At 48.2% G+C, this 19,773-nt stretch carries 18 protein-coding genes; 12 read left to right on the top strand and 6 right to left on the bottom strand.

The genetic code is table 11. The annotated features are described in order from the left end of the window. Position 1: 1 nt before the first annotated feature. Positions 2-1,255, bottom strand: a complete 1,254-nt coding sequence (hemA, locus tag HGH91_RS23730; protein WP_168741294.1) for a glutamyl-tRNA reductase — start codon at positions 1,253-1,255, stop codon at positions 2-4. Positions 1,256-1,482: 227 nt separating this feature from the next. On the opposite strand from hemA, the gene hemH reads away from it, so the two are divergent. The 7 genes from hemH to HGH91_RS23695 all read left to right on the top strand — a co-directional run bounded on the left by hemH (position 1,483) and on the right by HGH91_RS23695 (position 9,673). Continuing rightward, positions 1,483-2,529, top strand: coding sequence for a ferrochelatase (gene hemH, locus HGH91_RS23725; protein WP_168741292.1), 1,047 nt, complete (start codon positions 1,483-1,485; stop codon positions 2,527-2,529). A gap of 9 nt (positions 2,530-2,538) precedes the next feature. Continuing rightward, complete coding sequence (gene hemG, locus HGH91_RS23720; RefSeq protein ID WP_168741290.1) at positions 2,539-3,885, top strand: protoporphyrinogen oxidase; 1,347 nt, start codon at positions 2,539-2,541, stop codon at positions 3,883-3,885. 60 nt (positions 3,886-3,945) lie between these two features. Continuing rightward, complete coding sequence (locus HGH91_RS23715) at positions 3,946-5,076, top strand: Re/Si-specific NAD(P)(+) transhydrogenase subunit alpha (RefSeq protein WP_168741289.1); 1,131 nt, start codon at positions 3,946-3,948, stop codon at positions 5,074-5,076. Between the two features lie 28 nt (positions 5,077-5,104). Beyond that, a complete protein-coding gene (locus tag HGH91_RS23710; RefSeq protein ID WP_145671870.1) occupies positions 5,105-5,416 on the top strand; it encodes an NAD(P) transhydrogenase subunit alpha in 312 nt (103 codons plus the stop codon). Positions 5,417-5,536: 120 nt separating this feature from the next. Beyond that, positions 5,537-6,943 carry an NAD(P)(+) transhydrogenase (Re/Si-specific) subunit beta gene (locus HGH91_RS23705; RefSeq protein WP_168741288.1) on the top strand — a complete coding sequence of 469 codons (1,407 nt, stop codon included), beginning with the start codon at positions 5,537-5,539 and terminating at the stop codon, positions 6,941-6,943. A 63-nt stretch (positions 6,944-7,006) separates the two neighbouring features. Next, entirely contained in the window at positions 7,007-8,410 is a 1,404-nt protein-coding gene (locus tag HGH91_RS23700; protein ID WP_168741286.1) for a methyltransferase RsmF C-terminal domain-like protein, read from the top strand. A 282-nt stretch (positions 8,411-8,692) separates the two neighbouring features. Further along, on the top strand, positions 8,693-9,673 hold the full coding sequence (locus HGH91_RS23695; RefSeq protein WP_168741285.1) for a LysM peptidoglycan-binding domain-containing protein: 981 nt from the start codon (positions 8,693-8,695) through the stop codon (positions 9,671-9,673). A 71-nt stretch (positions 9,674-9,744) separates the two neighbouring features. Here HGH91_RS23695 and fmt read toward each other — a convergent pair whose 3' ends face one another. Further along, positions 9,745-10,677, bottom strand: a complete 933-nt coding sequence (fmt, locus tag HGH91_RS23690; RefSeq protein ID WP_247651827.1) for a methionyl-tRNA formyltransferase — start codon at positions 10,675-10,677, stop codon at positions 9,745-9,747. A gap of 38 nt (positions 10,678-10,715) precedes the next feature. After that, positions 10,716-11,882 carry an exo-beta-N-acetylmuramidase NamZ domain-containing protein gene (locus tag HGH91_RS23685; protein WP_168741283.1) on the bottom strand — a complete coding sequence of 389 codons (1,167 nt, stop codon included), beginning with the start codon at positions 11,880-11,882 and terminating at the stop codon, positions 10,716-10,718. A 104-nt stretch (positions 11,883-11,986) separates the two neighbouring features. On the opposite strand from HGH91_RS23685, the gene HGH91_RS23680 reads away from it, so the two are divergent. Continuing rightward, positions 11,987-12,415 carry a peptidylprolyl isomerase gene (locus HGH91_RS23680; protein WP_145671860.1) on the top strand — a complete coding sequence of 143 codons (429 nt, stop codon included), beginning with the start codon at positions 11,987-11,989 and terminating at the stop codon, positions 12,413-12,415. Positions 12,416-12,477: 62 nt separating this feature from the next. On the opposite strand, the gene HGH91_RS23675 is transcribed toward HGH91_RS23680, so the two are convergent. Continuing rightward, the gene (locus HGH91_RS23675; RefSeq protein ID WP_168741281.1) at positions 12,478-12,678 is read right to left on the bottom strand and encodes a cysteine-rich CWC family protein; all 201 of its coding nucleotides are present in this window, start codon (positions 12,676-12,678) and stop codon (positions 12,478-12,480) included. Positions 12,679-12,686: 8 nt separating this feature from the next. Continuing rightward, the gene (gene metE / locus HGH91_RS23670; protein ID WP_168741279.1) at positions 12,687-14,984 is read right to left on the bottom strand and encodes a 5-methyltetrahydropteroyltriglutamate--homocysteine S-methyltransferase; all 2,298 of its coding nucleotides are present in this window, start codon (positions 14,982-14,984) and stop codon (positions 12,687-12,689) included. A gap of 194 nt (positions 14,985-15,178) precedes the next feature. Here metE and pepT point away from each other — a divergent pair, with 194 nt between their 5' ends. The 3 genes from pepT to HGH91_RS23655 all read left to right on the top strand — a co-directional run bounded on the left by pepT (position 15,179) and on the right by HGH91_RS23655 (position 17,635). Then, positions 15,179-16,426 carry a peptidase T gene (gene pepT / locus HGH91_RS23665; protein WP_168741277.1) on the top strand — a complete coding sequence of 416 codons (1,248 nt, stop codon included), beginning with the start codon at positions 15,179-15,181 and terminating at the stop codon, positions 16,424-16,426. A gap of 85 nt (positions 16,427-16,511) precedes the next feature. Continuing rightward, entirely contained in the window at positions 16,512-17,228 is a 717-nt protein-coding gene (locus HGH91_RS23660; RefSeq protein WP_145671852.1) for a MotA/TolQ/ExbB proton channel family protein, read from the top strand. 11 nt (positions 17,229-17,239) lie between these two features. After that, the gene (locus HGH91_RS23655; RefSeq protein WP_145671851.1) at positions 17,240-17,635 is read left to right on the top strand and encodes an ExbD/TolR family protein; all 396 of its coding nucleotides are present in this window, start codon (positions 17,240-17,242) and stop codon (positions 17,633-17,635) included. 122 nt (positions 17,636-17,757) lie between these two features. On the opposite strand, the gene prmC is transcribed toward HGH91_RS23655, so the two are convergent. Beyond that, positions 17,758-18,609, bottom strand: a complete 852-nt coding sequence (prmC, locus tag HGH91_RS23650; RefSeq protein WP_168741275.1) for a peptide chain release factor N(5)-glutamine methyltransferase — start codon at positions 18,607-18,609, stop codon at positions 17,758-17,760. A gap of 108 nt (positions 18,610-18,717) precedes the next feature. Here prmC and ribD point away from each other — a divergent pair, with 108 nt between their 5' ends. After that, the gene (gene ribD / locus HGH91_RS23645) at positions 18,718-19,761 is read left to right on the top strand and encodes a bifunctional diaminohydroxyphosphoribosylaminopyrimidine deaminase/5-amino-6-(5-phosphoribosylamino)uracil reductase RibD (protein ID WP_168741273.1); all 1,044 of its coding nucleotides are present in this window, start codon (positions 18,718-18,720) and stop codon (positions 19,759-19,761) included. The last annotated feature ends 12 nt before the right edge of the window (positions 19,762-19,773 follow it).

The following is a 19,773-nucleotide window of genomic DNA, read 5'->3' as shown; positions in this document are numbered from 1 at the left end:
TTTATTCCTGGTTAACGCCGGTCTCGAAAATATCGTTGATCATAGCAATGTACTGGTCGCTTTTATCGGCTTCCTTGCGTACTTTACCTGCCATGAGATTAATCATTTTTTGTATGATGCGGGAAGATACCAGTTCTATATCTTCCAGTTTATAGTGTTCTCCGTTCTTCTGCTGTTGTATTTCGCGGGTATGTATTTCCTGCAGTTTATCTTTCACTGCTTTCAGTACCACGGCGTGTTTGCGCATTTTGTACCAGTAGAGGAATTCTTCCATGTACTCATCGATGATAGCCATGGCTTTAGGAACTTCACCCAGCCTGTTTTGCAGCGTTTCATCCTGTACTTTGGACAGTTCATCCACATTTACCAGCTGGATATGTGGCAATTCTCCTACGGCGGCTTCTACGTTGAATGGTATAGAAAGGTCGATAATGAGTTTAGGAGAGGAACCCTGGAAATGTTCTGCCAGCACGGTAGGTTGTGGTGCATTGGAGGCCACCAGGATTACATCTGCCTGTTGCATTTCGCTGACCATATTTTCATAGGGTGCGTATCTCAGGCCATGTTGATCTGCAAAATCTGCGGCTACCTGTTCGGTGCGGTTAATGAGGGTAATTTCCTTTACACCGAGGTATTCGATCATGTTCTTGCAGGTGTTGCGGCCTATTTTGCCTACACCCAGCAATACCACTTTTTTATTTTTGATATCGGGGCAGATACGTTCCAGCATCCGTACGGTGGCAAAAGCCACAGATACGGTTCCTTTGCTGAGTCCTGTTTCTGTTTTAATCAGTTTGGAAACCTGTAATACGCTGTTCACCAGTCTTTCGAGAAAACTACCGAGGCTTTGTTGCGCTTTGGCAAATTTGGCGGCATTGCGGATCTGGCCGATGATTTCATAATCACCGAGGATCTGGGAGTCGAGGCCGGTGCCTACCTGGTAAAGATGCCTCACGGCTTCTTCACCTGATTTGGCATAGGCTAATTCTTCCAACTGATTTCTGTCACCGTTTGATTCCTTGCACAACAAGTCTATCAACTGCCCGGGATGCGCGGCAAATCCGTATACTTCTGTTCTGTTACAAGTGGATAGTACAAAAAGATCGTTTAGTTGTACTGTCCTGGCATGCTCCAGGAGCTGTTGGTATTGGGCCGGATTGATGGCGTATAATCCCCTGATAGCAGCGTCGGTTTTCTTATAGTTGATCCCAACGATATGAAAATTTGCTATTTCTTTTGAATGACTGACCTGCATGTTCTTGTATAAGCTTCCGGGTGCAAAAGTACTTGCATACGTTGCAAACAAAAGGGTTTAGGCTGTCATTAGTGTGTCATTTCTCCTACTGGTAATCATCACCATGAAAAAATGATTTTTATCAGGTTTTGTATTTACAAAATAATGACAGTGGGCATGTAAAATGCGAAAAGCCTTGTGCTTTTAGCTTTCCGCTTTTTCCTTAGCTTTGCTGCAATTTATAAGAAATGGTGTCTAAATCTGATGTAGGAATAATATTGATGAACCTCGGGTCGCCCGATTCTACCGCCGTACCGGATGTAAAGCGTTATCTGATAGAGTTTCTGATGGACAAGCGTGTGATAGACTATCCATGGTTGTTTCGTAAAATATTAATTGAAGGGATCATTGTACCCAAACGTGCCGAACAATCTGCCAAAGCGTATGCTTCTATCTGGTGGGACGAAGGTTCTCCGCTGGTGGTGTTAACGAAGCAGTTACAGATGGCCGTGCAGAATGATATGGAAGTGCCGGTGGAGATAGCCATGCGTTATGGGAATCCCAGCCCGGAAGTGGCATTTGAGAACCTGCTCAAACAAAACCCACAGCTGAGGGAAGTAGTGGTGTTGCCATTATACCCGCATTATGCCATGTCGTCTTATGAAACAGCGGCAGAATATGCGCAGGAGATATTCAAAAAGAAGCAATATAAATTTAAGCTATCGATCATACCGCCGTTCTACGATGAACCGGATTATATTCATGCCTTGGCTGAAAGTATGCGCCCTTACCTGCAGCGCGATTACGACTATGTGCTGTTTAGTTATCACGGGTTGCCGGAGCGGCATTTGCGTAAGGGCGATCCTACTGGTGCGCATTGCATGAAAGTAAATGATTGCTGTCACGTAAAATCACCGGCGCATGATTTCTGCTATCGTCACCAGGTAACGATTACATCTGAATTGGTGGCGGAAGAGCTGGGATTGCCCCCGGAAAAATGGGGCATCTCATTCCAATCGAGGCTGGGACGGGAAGAGTGGATGAAGCCTTATACGGCCTCCCGGCTGGAAACTTTACCGGCGGAAGGGAAGAAGAAACTGCTGGTGGTGTGTCCGGCGTTTGTGTCAGATTGCCTGGAAACGCTGGAGGAGATTGCGGAAGAAGGTAAACATAGTTTCCTGCAACATGGGGGAGAAACCTTTACGATGATACCTTGTTTGAATATCCATCCTTTGTGGGTAAAAGCGGTAGTAAAATATTGTACCCAGATCGTCACACAGCAGACAGCTGTATAATTTTTTCTTATGAATGAACAACCCGTATTGATCATTGGCGCCGGTTTATCCGGGCTGAGCATAGCGTATGAACTACAGCGGCAGCAGGTGCCCTACCTGGTGCTGGAGGCCTCGGATCATGCGGGCGGAGTCATGAAATCGTTACATACCGATGGATTTGAGCTGGATGCCGGCGCTAATACCGTTGCTGCTTCCCCGGAAGTACTGGCTTTTTTTAAAGAGCTGGGATTGGAGGGGGAGATTTTGCAGGCAACGGCTGCCAGTAAACACCGTTTCCTGGTAAGAAATAACCAATTGCATGGGGTGTCCCCTCATCCGCTGAAGATCCTGTCTTCACCCTATCTGAGCGGAAGTAGCAAGTGGCGCCTGTTTACCGAGCGTTTTCGGAAGCCGGCACCTGCCAATGGCGAAGAAACCGTAACCGCTTTTGTTACCCGCCGGTTTAATAAAGAGATCGCTGATTATGTATTTGATCCTGTATTATCGGGCATCTATGCGGGCAATCCCAATGCTATGAGCATCGGCGAAGTATTGCCGGCTTTGCCGCGCTGGGAGCGGGAATATGGGAGTATTACCAAAGGACTGATGAAGGATAAAAACGCCATGGGAGGCAGGAAAATCATCAGTTTCAAAGGAGGCAACCAGGTATTGACCAACCGTTTACAACAGTTGCTCTCTACCCCGGTACGATTTAACTGCATCGTCACCGGCATTTGCAAGGCGGATGGAGGTTACACGGTGAACGTAACCGACAACGGGGCATCCACTACCTATACGGCGGCCAGGGTGATATTTACCACGCCTGCCTATGTAACCGCCGATACCATCGGCACGCTGGACCAGTCGTTGGAAAGCCTGTTGCGCCAGGTGGCTTATCCACATATGGGCGTATTACACCTGGGATTTGATGCCACCGCGTTGCCCCAGCCGCTGGATGGTTTTGGTTTCCTGGTACCGCATGCAGAAAACAAGCATTTCCTGGGGGCCATTTGTAATTCAGCTATATTCCCTGATAAGGCGCCAGCCGGAAAGATACTGTTTACTGTATTCCTGGGTGGAGCACGGCAGGAGCACCTGTTCCGCGAAATGGATACGACTACTTTGCAACAGCGCGTGATCGCGGAAATTACTGCCCTGCTGGGCCTTACCGCCGCCCCGGTGATGCAGCAGCTCAGCGAGTGGAAACATGCCATTCCCCAGTTGAATGTGGGACATGCGAAGTTGCGCGAAGCGGTGCGCTCGTTTGAAGAAAAATACCCTGGATTAATTATCAGCGGCAACTATGTGCAGGGCGTGGCTATTCCCGCTTTACTGCAGCATGCTGCTACGTTAGCCGCTTCACTGAAGAAAAATTAATCAAAAAAATAGTTCGTTGTTGCCGTTTTTTCTTTAAATTCCATTATAAATTTCCACCAGATGATTGCAGGAATTCTAAAGGAAAAAAACGGCGAAACCAGGGTGTCGCTAACGCCCGAAGTAGTAAAGCAACTGCGGCAAATGTCGGTGACCGTGTGGGTGGAGCAGGGTGCCGGCGACAGCGCATTTTATAACGATGACGCCTATATGCAGGCGGGCGCGCTGGTTAAAACCGGGGAGGCCATTCTCTCTGGCGCAGATATTATCTTCACCCTGCAAGCTCCTTCCCGCGAATGGATAGACCAGATCCCTCCCGGTAAAATCATTACAGGTATTTTACAACCACTATATCGCGTCAGCGAGGTGGAATACTGGGCTTCCCGGAATATTACGGCTTTCAGCCTGGATACCATTCCCCGTACTACGCGGGCACAGGTAATGGATGTGCTTAGTTCTCAGGCCAATATTGCCGGCTACAAAGCGGTATTACTGGCAGCGTATAGCTATTCCCGTTATTTTCCCATGTTTATGACGGCAGCAGGCAGCATTGCCCCGGCCAAGGTATTGATATTGGGCGCCGGCGTAGCCGGTTTGCAGGCCATTGCCACCGCCCGCCGGCTGGGCGCAGTGGTGGAGGTATTTGATACCAGGCCGGCCGTGAAAGAGGAAGTGATGAGCCTGGGTGCAAAATTCGTGGAAGTGGAAGGCGCCGCAGACGCCTCCGGCGCCGGGGGATATGCAGTAGAACAAAGCGAAAGCTATAAACAACAGCAACAACAACGTATTGCTGAAAGCATTGCCAAAGCGGATATTGTGATCACCACGGCACAAATACCCGGCAAAGCAGCCCCTGTACTGGTTAGCAGCGACATGCTGGACCGGATGCGCCCCGGCGCTGTTATTATAGACCTGGCGGCAGCTACCGGCGGCAATACCTCCGTTACGAAGAACAATGAAACCGTGCATTACAAAGGCATTACTATTATCGGGGATTCCAACCTGGCTGCTACCATGCCAGCCGATGCCAGTAAACTATATGCAAAGAATGTGTTTAATTTCCTGAAACTCCTGCTGACCAAGGAAGGAACACTGCACCTGAATTTTGAAGATGATATCGTGAAAGGTGCCTGTATCACACACAATGGAGAAATAGTGAACGATCGTGTGAAAAGTATGATGCAACCGGCATAATTGTCAGGACCGTAAACATCCGCTCAATATGGAATATATTTTATCGTTTTTGCATCAGCATATCGACCTGATTTATATCGTTATCCTGTCTATCTTCCTGGGAGTAGAAGTCATCTCCAGGGTGCCGTCTGTATTACATACGCCCCTGATGAGCGGCGCCAATGCCATTCACGGCGTAGTCATCATCGGCGCTATCATTGTAATGGGGAAAGCAGAACCGGATAATTACCTGGCATTGATTATCGGGTTCCTGGCAGTGATACTGGGTACTATCAACGTGGTGGGAGGCTTCGTGGTAACTGATCGTATGCTGGAAATGTTTAAAGGAAAAAAGAAATAGCAAACGGATTGGCGCTTGTGTGCAGCATTTTAGCCAATGTTGCAGCTGAAGTGGTACTGATGGCGCCGCATTTACTAACAGCCAAAGACGGAAGGCTAACGGCTTTAAGTACTATTCATTATGGGATCCAGCATTTTATCAATTATCTACCTGATCGGCTCTATTACATTTATCCTGGGACTGAAAATGCTAAGTAAACCGGATACTGCCCGCAAAGGCAACCTGGTGGCGGCTGCCGGCATGACGCTTGCTATCCTGGGCACTATCTTCCTCTATAAAATAGATGATGTTCCCCTGCACAATTACGGTTGGATTTTTACCGGTTTACTCATCGGTGGGATCATCGGCGTATTATCTGCCAAAAAAGTGAAAATGACGGCTATGCCGGAAATGGTGAGCATGTTTAATGGTATGGGGGGCGCCTGTGCGGCATTGATATCTATTGTAGAATTTAATCACCTGGTGGCTTCCGGAGCCAGCGCGGGCGGTATGGTGGCCATTATCCTCCTAAGCCTGGTGATTGGCGCGGTTTCCTGCGCCGGCAGTATTATCGCCTGGGGCAAGCTGGCGGGAAAAATAAAAGACTTTTCGTTTAATGGTCAGCATATACTGAACCTGGGAGTGCTGGCTGTCATTATAGGCCTCTTTGTTTGGCTGGTACTGGGTGTGGGGGCTACTGCCACCAGCCTGGTGGTGTTCTATACCGTACTGGCGCTGGCCTTGTTCTACGGCATTCTCTTCGTATTGCCCATTGGCGGTGCAGATATGCCGGTGGTCATCTCTCTCTTAAACTCCTTTACCGGCGTAGCCGCTGCCTGTGGGGGATTTCTATACAATAATCCCGTGATGCTTACCGGGGGAATCCTGGTGGGCTCTGCCGGTACTATCCTGACTATCCTGATGTGTAAAGCCATGAATCGTTCGCTGAAGAACGTACTGATTGGTTCCTTTGGAGGTGGCGCTACCGTTGCTGCTGGCGGCAACAAAGATCAGGGGCACTATAAGGAAATCAGTTTAAATGATGCGGCCGTCGTGATGGCCTATGCCAATAAAGTAATCATTGTGCCGGGATATGGATTGGCCGTAGCCCAGGCCCAGCACGCCTGTCATGAATTGGAAAAGCAGCTGGAAGAAAGAGGGGTGGAAGTAAAATATGCCATCCACCCGGTAGCAGGGCGTATGCCGGGGCATATGAATGTACTGCTGGCAGAAGCCGATGTACCCTATGAAAAGTTACTGGAGATGGAAGATGCCAATACCGAGTTTCCCACTACAGATGTGGTGCTGGTATTAGGCGCCAACGATGTGGTGAATCCCGCCGCTAAAAAAGATCCGGCCAGCCCTATCTACGGGATGCCTATACTGGAAGTAGAGCAGGCAAAGGTGGTGATCGTAAATAAGCGTAGCATGAAGCCGGGATATGCCGGTATCGAAAACGATCTTTTCTTCCAGCCTAAAACATCGATGTTGTTTGGCGATGCCAAAAAGGTATTGCAGGAACTGCTGGCTGCTATCAAAGAAGTGTAGGCACTATTCTTCATCCACCTGCACAAAATCTTCATTTTCATTATTTTTGCGGAAAAAATTCCTTTGTCCAGTCATTTACCAGCTGCCCTGCTTGATTCGTTAGCGGGACTTCCGGGGTATAACCGGGAAACATTTGAACGAGTACATGCTGCGGCTGAAAAGATTACTTCACTGCGCCTTAATCCGCTTAAAATAACTACCCCTGAACGTATGCAGCAGGTGCTGCAAGCTTTATCGGCCAACGGGGTGCAAAGAGTGCCCTGGAGCAGCGAAGGCTATTATTTGCCTGCCAGGCCTTCTTTTACCTTCGATCCTTATTTTCATGCGGGCGCCTATTATGTGCAGGAGGCATCTTCCATGTTCCTGGAGCAGGCGGTACGTGCTACGGTAGATTTATCCGCGCCGCTGAAGGTGTTGGATTTATGTGCCGCACCGGGCGGAAAATCTACGCTGTTGCAATCGCTGATCAGCGAAGATAGTTTGCTGGTAACCAATGAAGTAATAAAGCCACGGGCAGCCTTGCTGGCGGATAACCTCACCAGGTGGGGCGCTGCCAATGTGGTGGTTAGCAACAACGATCCGCGTGATTTTTCCCGTTTACCGGGTTATTTCGACCTGGTAGTGGCAGATGCTCCCTGTTCCGGTTCCGGTTTATTTCGCCGCGATCCGGAGTTGGTATCGGAGTGGTCGCCGGAAAATGTAACGCTCTGTAGCCAGCGTCAGCAAAGGATCCTGGCAGATATATTACCCGCCGTAAAGGAAGATGGGGTCATCATCTATTCTACCTGTTCTTTTTCTGCAGAGGAAGATGAAGTAATACTGGATTGGCTGGCGGATCATTTTGAATTGGAAAATATTACCATCCCGCTGGATACAGCCTGGAAAATTGTACCAACGGTAACGAATAAACGAAATTATACCGGTTACCGTTTTTATCCCGATTTATTAAGGGGGGAGGGCTTTTTTATTGCCTGCTTCCGTAAAAAGGGCAGTAGCCAGTCTATACGCAAACAGAAAGAGTCCAGGCAGGTGGGGCTTACCGCCCGGCAACGCGAACTGGTAGCTCCCTGGGTGAATATGCCGGCTTCCTGGCAGTATTTCCTGCACCAGGACGAAGTATTGATTTTACCGCCTTTGTTGGCAACAGACATTACAATGTTGCAGCAACAATTGTATATTCGCAAAGCGGGGGTTAAGGCCGGGCAGCTGGGACAGAAAGAGTTAATACCCGATCACCAGCTGGCAGCAAGCACTATATTGGCCGAAACATTACCAGCGGTGTCACTTAATTTACAACAGGCGTTATTATACCTGCGTAAAGAAGATCCGGGCGTAACCGCCGATATACGGGGTTGGGCGCTGATAAGCTATGAGGGAATGCACCTGGGCTGGGCCAAGTTTTTACCTAACCGTATGAATAATTATTATCCGAAAGAGTTGCGGATTTTGAAGGAGATTAACGGGTAATGAGGGGAGCATATACCGCGGTCTATGTCAACGGGAAATATAATGCCAACGAGTGTTTGAAAGGAATGTTAAAAGCTGCCGGCTGCTACAACAAAAGAGATCTTTGTTCGTTTGGTGTAGTAAGTAAAATTGTCAATTTTAACGCATATATTCGTTGCCCGAATCAGCAAATGAATTTTTCAGATTTTTGATGCTGCAATGGTATACTTGGGTTTCCAGCTTTTGTGGGAAGCAGAAATATCCTGAGCAGCAGGCAAAATATCAATCATAAACAGAGTTAGTATGATAAAATTGATGTTATCAATCGCCTTGTTTGGTGTAAGCGCAGGAGCGGTGCAGGCGCAGGACACGCTGCAGGTACAGGGTACCTCGCCGTCTCTTTACATATCCCATGTAGTAAAGAAAGGAGAAAATTTTTACAGCCTTAGCCGGGCATATGGAATTCCTCCCAAAGAAATTGCCGCTGCCAATAAAGTAACGATGGAGCAGGGATTACAGCTTGGACGTACGCTCCATATCCCGCTTACTGCCGCCAACTTCTCGCAGAAGGCAGATGCCAGCGGTACGCCGGTATATCATAAAGTAACTGAAAAGGAAACTTTATACCGGGTAAGTGTCAACTATAACAAAGTACCACTGGACAATATTCGTCAATGGAATAGCTTTTCCGGAGATGGGCTGAAGAAAGACAGCTATGTCATCATCGGCTATGTGAAAGGGGGTGGTGTAGCAGCAGAAGTAGCTCCTAAAGCAGAAAAAGTAAAAGAGAAAGCAGCAGCTCCTGTAACAGAACCGGTAGCCGCTAAAACGGAGGATGAACCAGCACCGGCGCCAGCGCCCGTAAAACAGGCGAAGGAAATGGTGAAGAAAGAAGAAGCTTCCCGCCCGGTAACAGATGCCGCCATTGCCCCGGCGCCAGCGGCGTCAAAGCCTGTTGCCGTTAGCACCAATACTGACTTTGAACAGTTGTACGAACAGCAAACCAATGGCGGTAAAAAAGCATCTAGTGAAAAGGGGCCTGGTACCTGGTTTAAAAGCAATGCTGTAGGTAAGTATTACGCTCTGCATAATACCGCGCCACGTGGTACCATTATCAAGGTAACCAACCCCCTGAATGGTAAAGCCGTGTATGCCAAAGTACTGGATGTTATTCCACAGATGAAATCCAACGCTGGCCTGATCATTAAATTGAGCGACAGTGCTATGCAGGCATTGGGTAGCAATGAAACCCGGTTTTATTGCGAGTTGAGTTACGAGAATTAACAGTTTTAAATGATAACAAAAAAGCCGGCTCTACTCAGTAGAGCCGGCTTTTTTGTTATCATTTATTTTCATTATTCCTGGAAGCGGTAGCCTCTCAGAAATGCTTCAATATCCATTTTCTTTTTGCCTTCCAGCTGAATTTCATCCAGGTAGAGGTATCCATCCTGCGCCGCAATTTTTACATATGTTTTTTGATCCGTTTCAAATTCTCCTGGTGCTTTGGAAGGCGTGGTGTGCTCTTTATGCGCCTTGTATATTTTGAGATTTTTTCCCTGGAACACCGTCCAGGCTGCGGGATAAGGACTGAGGCCGCGTACCAGGTTATAGATACTGCTGAGCGGTTGTAGCCAGTTGATCTGGCAGGTATCCTTGAAAATTTTAGGCGCGTGTTTAATGGCCGCTGCGGGAATATGTGCCTGCGGTGTTCCGGCTATATTACCAGCGGCAATGGCCTGTACCGTTTTTAGTAACAACGTGGCGCCGGTATGCATCAGTGCATCATGTAATTCACCTGCGGTTTCATCTTCCCGGATGGCTACAGTGTCGCTGAAAAGGATATCGCCGGTGTCTATCTCGTGTTGCAGTTTGAAGGTGGTAACGCCGGATTCTTTCTCCCCGTTGATTATCGCCCAGTTAATCGGCGCTGCTCCCCGGTAATTAGGCAGCAGGGAAGCATGTACGTTGATAGTGCCTTCGGGTGGCATATTCCATACCATTTCCGGCAGCATACGAAAAGCTACTACTACCTGCAGGTCTGCTTTTAAATCGCGCAGGGCAGCAATGAAATCAGGGTTTTTCAGCTTTTCAGGTTGTAAAACCGGTAATCCTTTACTGACAGCATACTGTTTTACGGCACTTTCATGCAGCTGTAAACCTCTGCCAGCAGGCTTATCGGGTGCGGTGATAACGGCTACTACATTAAAACCGTTTTGCACCAATATATCCAGCGACGCCACGGCAAAATCGGGCGTACCCATAAAAACAATGCGGAGATCTTTATTCATAGGGTGCAAAAATAAAGAGGTTTGACCGAATGATACGCCTAGTACAGCAAGTATTTTGCGCGTATTACTTTGAATTTGGCGAGACCGGGTTCCCAGCTTTTACGGATATCCGCTTCCGGCATTCCCTTGATGATTTGTTGCTGTAATTGTGTATTGCCGGCCACTTTACTGAAGAAAGGGATAAAGAATTTACTCTTATCCGGGTAGGCGCGATAAGCATCGATCAGCCATTTCAATTCAATTTTGCGACCCGGGTGTGGTACTGTTTCCGGTGCATTGCTCAGGTCCACACCATAGCAACGCTGATCTTTCAGCACAGGCGTAGGATTGGTGGCGCTGGCACGGGGAATAAAGGAAAAACCTTTGTCGGGCAGCAGGGGAGAGCCATATACCTGGAAAGGCTTGTCCGTGCCGCGTCCCAGGCTGAGCGCTGTTCCTTCAAAAAAGCAGAGGGACGAATACAGGTTGATAGCTGCCATGTTGGGTAAATTGGGAGAGGGCTTGATGGGTACGCGATAAAAGGTTTGGTGACTATAATTTTCACACGGAATTACCTTGATATCGCAGTGCAGCCCTTTGCTCAGCATATGTTCGCCATTGAGCATCCGGGCGTATTCTCCTACCGTCATGCCATGTACAATCGGAATGGGTTGCATGCCTATGAAAGAGCGGTAGGCGGTATCGAGAATGGGGCCGTCTACATAGTCGCCGTTGGGATTGGGGCGATCGAGTATCACCAGCGTTTTCTTGTTTTCAGCAGCAGATTCCATCAGCTCCTGCAGGGAGGAAATATAAGTGAAGAAGCGGGTGCCTACATCCTGAATATCGAAGAGCAGGATATCCACATCTTTCAGATCTGCAGCAGTAGCTTTGCGATGTTGTCCGTACAGGGAAACGATGGGAATACCGGTAGCAGAATCAATGCTGTTGGCCACTGTTTCGCCGTGACCTGCATTGCCACGGAAGCCATGTTCCGGGCTGAATATCTTCTGAATTTTTATATGCAGTTTCAACAGGGAATCCACCAGGTGGGTATGGTCGATGGTAGCTGTTTGGTTAACCATCATGGCTACCCGTTTGTTTTTCAATAACGGCAGGTAGCGGGCTGTTTGTGTAGCGCCTGGTAATACATGATCCGCATATTGAGCGGAAGCTTCCCTGAAAAGGCCTGCGAGGAGGATACAGATAAGATATAAACGGTTCATGTTGTTAAGATACGGTAAAGGTTTATTGACTGTATCAAAAAATAGGGATTATAGCAGCTTTTCGTATCTTGCGCGTAATTATTAACACTAAACAATTAATTTTTATGCAAGCTGTTAAAAACGGGGATACCGTGAAAGTGCATTACCATGGCCGTTTAACGAATGGAACTACTTTTGATTCCTCCGAAGGTAGAGCTCCACTTGAATTCAAGGTAGGCGCCGGTATGGTTATCAAAGGTTTTGAGAATGGTGTGCTCGACATGAAAGTGGGAGACAAAAAGACCATTCATATCCCTGTTGATCAGGCATATGGTCCTAAAAGTGATGAGATGATCATGGATTTTCCTAAGGAAAACATTCCGGCTGATCTAAATCCTGAAGTGGGTATGGAGTTGCAGATGAGCAACCCACAGGGCCAGGTATTCCAGGTAAAAGTAGCTGCTATCGGCGATACTTACATTACTTTGGATGCTAACCACGCGCTGGCGGGTGAAGACCTGATTTTTGACCTGGAACTGGTAGAAATCGTTTAATATTAAGATTTTTGTTGGCCGGATACAGCGGATGGCTGCTGTATCCGGCTTTTTTATGCCTGTTAATGTGGTGATTCCGAAAATACTATTTTCATTTCGCGTAAACAGTCGGCGCAAAGACATCCATGATATTGCTGCCGGATGAAGTCCAGTTCATTTTCCGTTAACGGTACTTCCTGGCATTGGCAGCGAAGAATGGTGCCTACGCGGCATTCAAAGTCGCGATGGCATCGCGGGCAGGTAACTGTTTCATGACATGGCATTCACCAATTTACGAAGCTTTTTCCTTTTTGCTTCGCATATTCCTGGCCGCTACCACCATATTGAGCAATGCCTGTTCTGTTTCCGGCCATTTCCTGGTTTTTAATCCACAGTCGGGGTTTACCCAGATATTGCGTACGGGGAGTAATTGTGCTGCTTTATCCAGTAATCCTTCCATTTCCGCTACGGTAGGCACCCGTGGCGAATGAATATCATATACGCCGGGTCCCGTTTCATTGGGATAAGAGAAGTGGGCAAAGGCCTCCAGCAGCTCCATTTGTGAACGGGAAGTTTCGATGGTGATCACATCTGCGTCCATAGCAGCGATATGTTCAATGATATCATTGAATTCAGCATAGCACATATGTGTATGAATCTGGGTGGCGTCATCTACCGTGCTGACGGCCAGCCGGAAGGCTTTTACTGCTTCATCGAGGTAAGCCGCCCGTTGCGCTTTACGCAGGGGAAGTCCTTCGCGCAGGGCGGGCTCGTCAACCTGGATGATGTTAATACCGGCATCTTCGAGGTCTTTCACTTCATCGCGGATCGCCAGCGCCAGCTGAAAGGCTGTTTGCATACGGGGTTGGTCATTCCTTACAAACGACCATTGCAAGATGGTAATGGGGCCGGTAAGCATCCCTTTTACCGGTTTGGTGGTGAGCGACTGGGCATAGTGGCTCCAGGCCACGGTCATAGGTGCGGGACGTTGTACATCTCCAAAAATAATGGGAGGCTTTACACAGCGGGAGCCATAGCTCTGTACCCAACCATTTTGCGTGAATACGAATCCATCCAGTTGTTCACCGAAATATTCCACCATATCATTCCGTTCAAACTCGCCGTGTACCAGCACATCCAGGCCCAGGCTTTCCTGGCGGTAAATGGTTTCCGTGATGGCCTGGCGGATATCGGCCTGGTAGGTTTCTTCGGTGATAACGCCTTTTTTAAGGTCGGCGCGCAGCTGCCTGATTTCCGTGGTTTGTGGGAAAGAGCCGATGGTGGTGGTAGGAAACAGGGGAAGCTGTAATACCGATTGCTGCAATACCTGCCGGTGTGGGAAGATACTGTGGCGTTGCATGTCTACGTTGCTGATATCGGCCATCCTGGCTTTCACCGCAGGGATATGAATAGCGGCAGATGTTTTACGGCTGATCATGGCGCTTTGGTTATCGGCGAGGGGCGATAGATCGCCAGCTGCTATTTGTTTCAGGTCCATTACCTCTGCCACTTTCTGTTGGGCAAAGGCCATCCATTGCCTGATACCCGGATCCAGTGCGGTTTCCTGGTCGAGATTATAAGGCACATGCAGGAGGGAACAGGAGGTGCCCAGCAACAGGCGTTCTGTTCCTATTTTGTTGACTGCTTTTTCAATGAGCGAGAGGGATTGGGCATAGTCGTTTTTCCAGATGTTGCGTCCATCTACCACGCCGAGCGACAACCACTTATCTTCCGGGAGGGCGGGTAAGATGGTATCCAGTTGCTCTGGTGCGCGTACCAGGTCAATGTGCAATGCTTTTACCGGCAATTGTAAAGCCAGCACCGTATTATCTTCCAAGGCGCCGAAATAGGAGGTCAGCAGTACGTTGAGCTGGGGCAATGCCTGGCGGATAGCGCTATAGGCGCGATGATAGAGGTCACTCACAGCGGGATCGAGGTCTGTTACCAGGAAGGGTTCATCGAGTTGTACCCAGGCAGCGCCGGCCTGTTGTAAGGATTCCAGGAGTTGAATATACACCGGGAGCAGTTTTTCGAGCAATTGTGGATAACTCAGTGCTGCATCTTTTATTTTCCCACACAACATTAATGTCACGGGCCCTGGCAGTACCGGTTTGGTAGTAATGCCGAGGCTGAGGGCTTCTTTGAATTCGGCCACACATTTAGGTTGGTATAGCTGGTATTCCTGGGCGGCCTCAAATTCAGGTACCATGTAATGATAGTTGGTATCGAACCATTTGGTCATTTCCAGGGCGGTGATGTCGAAATTATTTTTCTGGTATCCCCGGGCCAGGGCAAAGTACAGCTCGGGGCAGTTGGGATTGGCGAAAGTAGCTCTCAGGGCCTGGAAGCGGGCCGGTATGATGCCCAGTGTAACGCACATATCCAGTATCTGATCGTAGTAAGAAAAGTCGTTGGAAGGGATCAGATCGATGCCGGCTGACTGCAGGAAGGTCCAGTTTTCTTTTCGTAGTTGCCTTGCCGTTAGTTCTAATCTTTCCAGTGAAATTTTTCCGGTCCAGTAACTTTCGCAGGCCTTTTTCAGTTCGCGCTGGCTACCTATTCTCGGGTAGCCTGGAATGTTGGTGATCATGTGTAGGATATATTTTATTCTATGCAAACCTATTATTATTGATCATTTGTTCGAATAGTTGGCTAAAATTCAGTTTTTTGTATTAAAATTTGATGTTTATTTAGAATAAATTACTGAAATGAATATTGTGAGCGGTGGTAAAACAGAATAATCTACGGTGGAGGTGTGAAGGTGATTTTCGTTACGTTTGCAATATGTTTACAAATTACTCATATACAGTCGATACACGCTTCATGCGTTATGCGCAAATAGATACGCAATCAGATCCACTGAGTTCCACTTTTCCTACCACGGAAAAACAAAAGGATCTTTCCCGCCTGCTGGTAAAGGAATTGCTGGAAATGGGCATTACAGATGCCGAATTAGACGAGCATGGTTATGTATACGCTACTATTCCTGCCAACACAGATAAACAGGTACCGGTGATTTGTTTCTGTTCACATGTCGACACTTCTTCTGATAGTAGTGGCACAGGAGTAAAACCCATTGTGCACCGGCAATATGATGGAGGAGACATTGTACTGCCCGATGATGAAAATGTGGTGATCAGCGCCAAAGAGCATCCTTACCTGGCCAGCAAAAAGGGCGATGATATCATTACCGCCAGCGGTACTACGCTGCTGGGCGCCGATGATAAAGCCGGTGTAGCTGAGATCATGGATGCTGCCCATTTCCTGGTTACCCATCCCGAAGTAAAGCACGGTGCTATCCGCATCCTGTTTACGCCCGATGAGGAAGTAGGCCGTGGGGTAGAGAAAGCAGATATGAAGAAACTGGGCGCCAGCTTTGGTTATACCATGGATGGCGGCGAGCTGGGTTCCCTGGAAGATGAAAACTTTTCCGCCGATGGGGCCAAAATAACCGTACATGGTATCAGCGCGCACCCCGGCGCAGCAAAGGATAAGCTGGTCAGCGCGATTAAAATAGCCGGTGAGATCGTAGATGCATTGCCGAAAGACAGCCTTTCTCCTGAAACCACGGAAGACCGGGAAGGCTTTATTCACCCGGTTCGTATACAGGGTACGGTAGAAAAGACAGAGATAGATTTTATTATCCGGGATTTTGAAACGGCGCAACTGGAAGCACATGAAACATACCTGCGTCGCGTGATGGATAAGGTATTGGCGAAGCATCCGGGCGCCCGGGCTACGTTGAAAGTAACGGAGCAGTATCGCAATATGAAGGAAGTACTGGTACATCATCCCGAGGTAACGGCTTATGCCGCGGAAGCTATGCGCCGCGCGGATGTGCAGCCACTGAGAATGAGTATCCGTGGTGGTACCGATGGTTCCCGCCTGTCTTTTATGGGCTTGCCTTGTCCTAATATTTTTACAGGTGAAATGGCGCTTCACAGTAAGCAGGAGTATGTAAGTATCCAGGATATGAAGAAGGCGGTACAGACAATTGTTTATCTGGCACAGCTTTGGGAGGAGAAGGCGTAAAATATTGCGAAGAACTTTCGCAAATATTTTACTACTTTAACCGTTTATATAGTGATCTACTTATGCACCCGTTAAAATATAGTTCATGTTGTTAGGTTTAATTACATTATTACAGGATTCTTTATTACAACCGAAAGCAGATACTGTGGCGCAGGGCATTGGCGTTGCTCCGGCTGCTACACCGCAGATACACCTGATAGATATGCTGATGAAGGGTGGTGTGCTGATGATCCCATTGGGGATACTTTCCCTGGTGGCGGTATATGTATTTGTGGAAAGGGCTATTACCATCAGTAAAGCCGGTAAGCTGCCTGATAACTTTATGCCGATGATCCGCGATCAGATTACCTCCGGTAATATGCAATCTGCCAGATCACTGGCTAAAAACACTGCAGGGCCTATTGCCAGGATGATTGAGAAAGGGATTCAGCGTATTGGTAAGCCGATCGAGAATATTGAGAAATCTATGGAGAATGTGGGTAAACTGGAAATTTACGGCATGGAAAAGAACCTGGTCATCCTGTCTATTATTGCAGGTATTGCGCCCATGTTCGGATTCCTGGGTACCATTGCCGGTATGATCCAAACTTTCTTCAACATTTCTATTACGTCTGATATCACCCTGGGTACTATTGCCGGTGGTATCTATGTAAAGATGATCACCTCTGCGTCTGGTCTGATTATCGGTATCGTGGCCTTTATCGGTTATAGCTACCTGAATGCGCAGATAGACAAGGTCGTAAACAAGATGGAGGGCGCTTCTGCTGAATTCATCGACATTTTGCAGGAACCAACCCGCTAAAACAATCACTCATGAATTTACGCAGGCGAAATAAGCGGCATGTGGAAATGCACAACTCTGCACTGAACGATATCCTGTTCATTCTGTTGTTGTTTTTCCTGATTGTTTCCACACTGGCCAATCCGAATGTTATCAAACTGCTGTTGCCCAAAGCCAAGAGCAATACCAAGGCCAAACAAACCGTGGTGGTGAGCATCAACGACAAACGTGAGTTTTTTGTGGGTACCAATAAAGTACCGTTCGATCACCTTAAACAGGCATTGGCGCCTTCTATCGCCAATGAAAAAATAGAGCCTACTATTGTGATCAATGCAGAGAAATCAGTACCAGTGGAAGATGTGGTGAATGTGATGGAAGTGGCCCGGGAAATGGGCGCTAAGGTAGTGTTGGCAACAGCGCATAAATAAGAGCTGAAAGCATATCGCACAAGGCATAAAGCTATTGAAGCGAGTGATCTTAGGGGATATTAACCCGCTTTGATCACTCGCTTCAATAGCTTTATGCTTTGTGCTTTCAGCTTTCTGCCTGGTTATATTTTTCCTTTTACCATGCGGTCTTTCCCAAACATATCCTGTTTCAGCGTTACCTCTTTAAATCCAAGTTCTTCCATTAATGCCACTACTTCTTTGCCCAGTGCTTCGTTGATTTCGAAGTAGAGTGCGCCACCGGGAAGCAGCTTTTGTTTGGCCATCATGGAAATATGACGGTAAAACAAGAGCGCATCGCCATCGGGAACAAAGAGCGCGATAGAGGGCTCATAGCCCCAAACCTGCTCCTGCATGGACTGTTGTTCACTTTGTGTAATATAAGGGGGATTGCTCACAATCAGGTCGAATGACGGCAATGTGTTTACCTGTGCAGGATTCAGCGCATCCATCAATAAGAAATTCACCTCCAGGCGGAGCCGGGAAGCATTGTTGCGGGCTACTTCCAGGGCGCCTTCACTCACGTCCACGGCGGATACCTGCGCATCGGGTAACGATTTTTTCAGGGCCAGGGGAATACAACCGCTGCCTGTGCCTACATCCAGCAAATGAAGCCGGTGCCGGTGTGCGGCGTCCTGTACTATCCATTCTACCAGTTCTTCTGTTTCAGGCCGGGGAATCAGCACATTTTTATTAACCAGGAGCTCCATGCCATAAAACCAGCCAGTACCGGTAATGTATTGTACGGGTTCCTGCCGTTGCAAGGCTTCTATTGCCGTTTTCAGCCGTTGCTTCTGATCGGGGGAGAGCATTTTTGTTTTGTGAACAATACGATCCAGTTTGCTCATACCCGTTAGATGCTCCATGATGATATGCGCTATACTGGCGGCTTCCCGCTCGTCGTATAATTCACTGATGGCACCTGTGATATAGGTAAAGGCAGTTTGTATAGTCAATATGAATAGTTTAAGGAATACACCCGGAAAAATGCAAACCGGGGAGAGTAGCATTTTCCATTGGCTAAAAACGATACTTTTGCAAAGTTATTATATCACCCTGGGATTATGGATAGCACATTAGATGAATTTTTTATGCAGCGCTGCCTGGAACTGGCCGCTATGGGAGCCGGCAGGGTAGCGCCTAACCCGATGGTAGGCGCGGTGCTGGTGCACCAGGGCCGCATTATAGGTGAAGGATACCATCAGCAGTATGGACAGGCACATGCGGAAGTGAATTGTGTGCACAGTGTTGCGGAAGCCGATCAGTCACTGATTTCGCGGGCTACCATGTATGTGAGCCTGGAACCCTGTGCGCATCATGGTAAAACGCCTCCCTGCGCCGACCTGATCGTATCGCAGGGCATTCCAAACGTAGTAATCGGTTGTGTAGACTCCTTTTCGGCGGTAGCAGGAAAAGGTATTGAGAAATTGAAAAAAGCAGGCATTACCGTAAAAACGGGGGTGCTGGAAAAGGCCTGCCGTGCTATAAACCGGCGCTTTTTCACTTTCCATGAGCAACAACGCCCCTATATTGTACTGAAATGGGCACAAACCAGCAATGGCCTGGTAGCCGGTGCCGATGGCGCACCAGTGAAGATATCCAATCAGTACAGCAATCGCCTGGTGCATAAATGGCGCAGCGAAGAAATGGGCATACTGGTAGGCACCCGCACTGCGATGATAGACAATCCCCGGTTGAATAACCGGTTGTGGACGGGCAAAGACCCGGTACGGCTGGTAATTGACCGTGAGCTGAAAGTGCCGCGCACTCACCACCTCTGGGATGGGAGCATTCCAACGATCTTTATTACCGCCGCTGCGGCTGATACACATGGCCTTACAGAAACCATGCAGGTGGATTTCCGGGAGTCACTGCTACCCCAGCTGCTGCAACAGTTGCACCAGCGGCAGCTGCAAAGCATCCTGGTGGAAGGGGGACCCTATATCTTGCAACAGTTTATTGATGCTGATTTATGGGATGAAGCCCGTATTATTACCGGGGCACATAGCCTGCCGGAAGGGCTGACAGCACCGGTGCTTATCCGCGGGGTGCGGCAACATACCCTGCCCCTGGCCGGCGATCGCATTGATTTTTATCATCATGTGTAGATTTTAGAAGTA

Source organism: Chitinophaga eiseniae (assembly GCF_012641265.1).
Lineage (GTDB): Bacteria > Bacteroidota > Bacteroidia > Chitinophagales > Chitinophagaceae > Chitinophaga > Chitinophaga eiseniae_A.
Note: the sequence above shows the minus strand (reverse complement) of the source record. Positions and strands in the feature narration are given on the sequence as shown.

What these genes read in the sequence shown, in the direction of transcription:
- HGH91_RS23675 (WP_168741281.1), bottom strand. Translation starts at nt 12,678, where the DNA reads ATGCCATGTCATGAAACAGTTACCTGCCCGCGATGCCATCGCGACTTT.
- hemH (WP_168741292.1), top strand. Translation starts at nt 1,483, where the DNA reads ATGGTGTCTAAATCTGATGTAGGAATAATATTGATGAACCTCGGGTCG.
- hemG (WP_168741290.1), top strand. Translation starts at nt 2,539, where the DNA reads ATGAATGAACAACCCGTATTGATCATTGGCGCCGGTTTATCCGGGCTG.
- metE (WP_168741279.1), bottom strand. Translation starts at nt 14,984, where the DNA reads ATGATCACCAACATTCCAGGCTACCCGAGAATAGGTAGCCAGCGCGAA.
- HGH91_RS23680 (WP_145671860.1), top strand. Translation starts at nt 11,987, where the DNA reads ATGCAAGCTGTTAAAAACGGGGATACCGTGAAAGTGCATTACCATGGC.
- HGH91_RS23695 (WP_168741285.1), top strand. Translation starts at nt 8,693, where the DNA reads ATGATAAAATTGATGTTATCAATCGCCTTGTTTGGTGTAAGCGCAGGA.
- pepT (WP_168741277.1), top strand. Translation starts at nt 15,179, where the DNA reads ATGTTTACAAATTACTCATATACAGTCGATACACGCTTCATGCGTTAT.
- hemA (WP_168741294.1), bottom strand. Translation starts at nt 1,255, where the DNA reads ATGCAGGTCAGTCATTCAAAAGAAATAGCAAATTTTCATATCGTTGGG.
- HGH91_RS23660 (WP_145671852.1), top strand. Translation starts at nt 16,512, where the DNA reads ATGTTGTTAGGTTTAATTACATTATTACAGGATTCTTTATTACAACCG.
- HGH91_RS23705 (WP_168741288.1), top strand. Translation starts at nt 5,537, where the DNA reads ATGGGATCCAGCATTTTATCAATTATCTACCTGATCGGCTCTATTACA.
- HGH91_RS23655 (WP_145671851.1), top strand. Translation starts at nt 17,240, where the DNA reads ATGAATTTACGCAGGCGAAATAAGCGGCATGTGGAAATGCACAACTCT.
- ribD (WP_168741273.1), top strand. Translation starts at nt 18,718, where the DNA reads ATGGATAGCACATTAGATGAATTTTTTATGCAGCGCTGCCTGGAACTG.
- HGH91_RS23715 (WP_168741289.1), top strand. Translation starts at nt 3,946, where the DNA reads ATGATTGCAGGAATTCTAAAGGAAAAAAACGGCGAAACCAGGGTGTCG.
- fmt (WP_247651827.1), bottom strand. Translation starts at nt 10,677, where the DNA reads ATGAATAAAGATCTCCGCATTGTTTTTATGGGTACGCCCGATTTTGCC.
- HGH91_RS23710 (WP_145671870.1), top strand. Translation starts at nt 5,105, where the DNA reads ATGGAATATATTTTATCGTTTTTGCATCAGCATATCGACCTGATTTAT.
- HGH91_RS23685 (WP_168741283.1), bottom strand. Translation starts at nt 11,882, where the DNA reads ATGAACCGTTTATATCTTATCTGTATCCTCCTCGCAGGCCTTTTCAGG.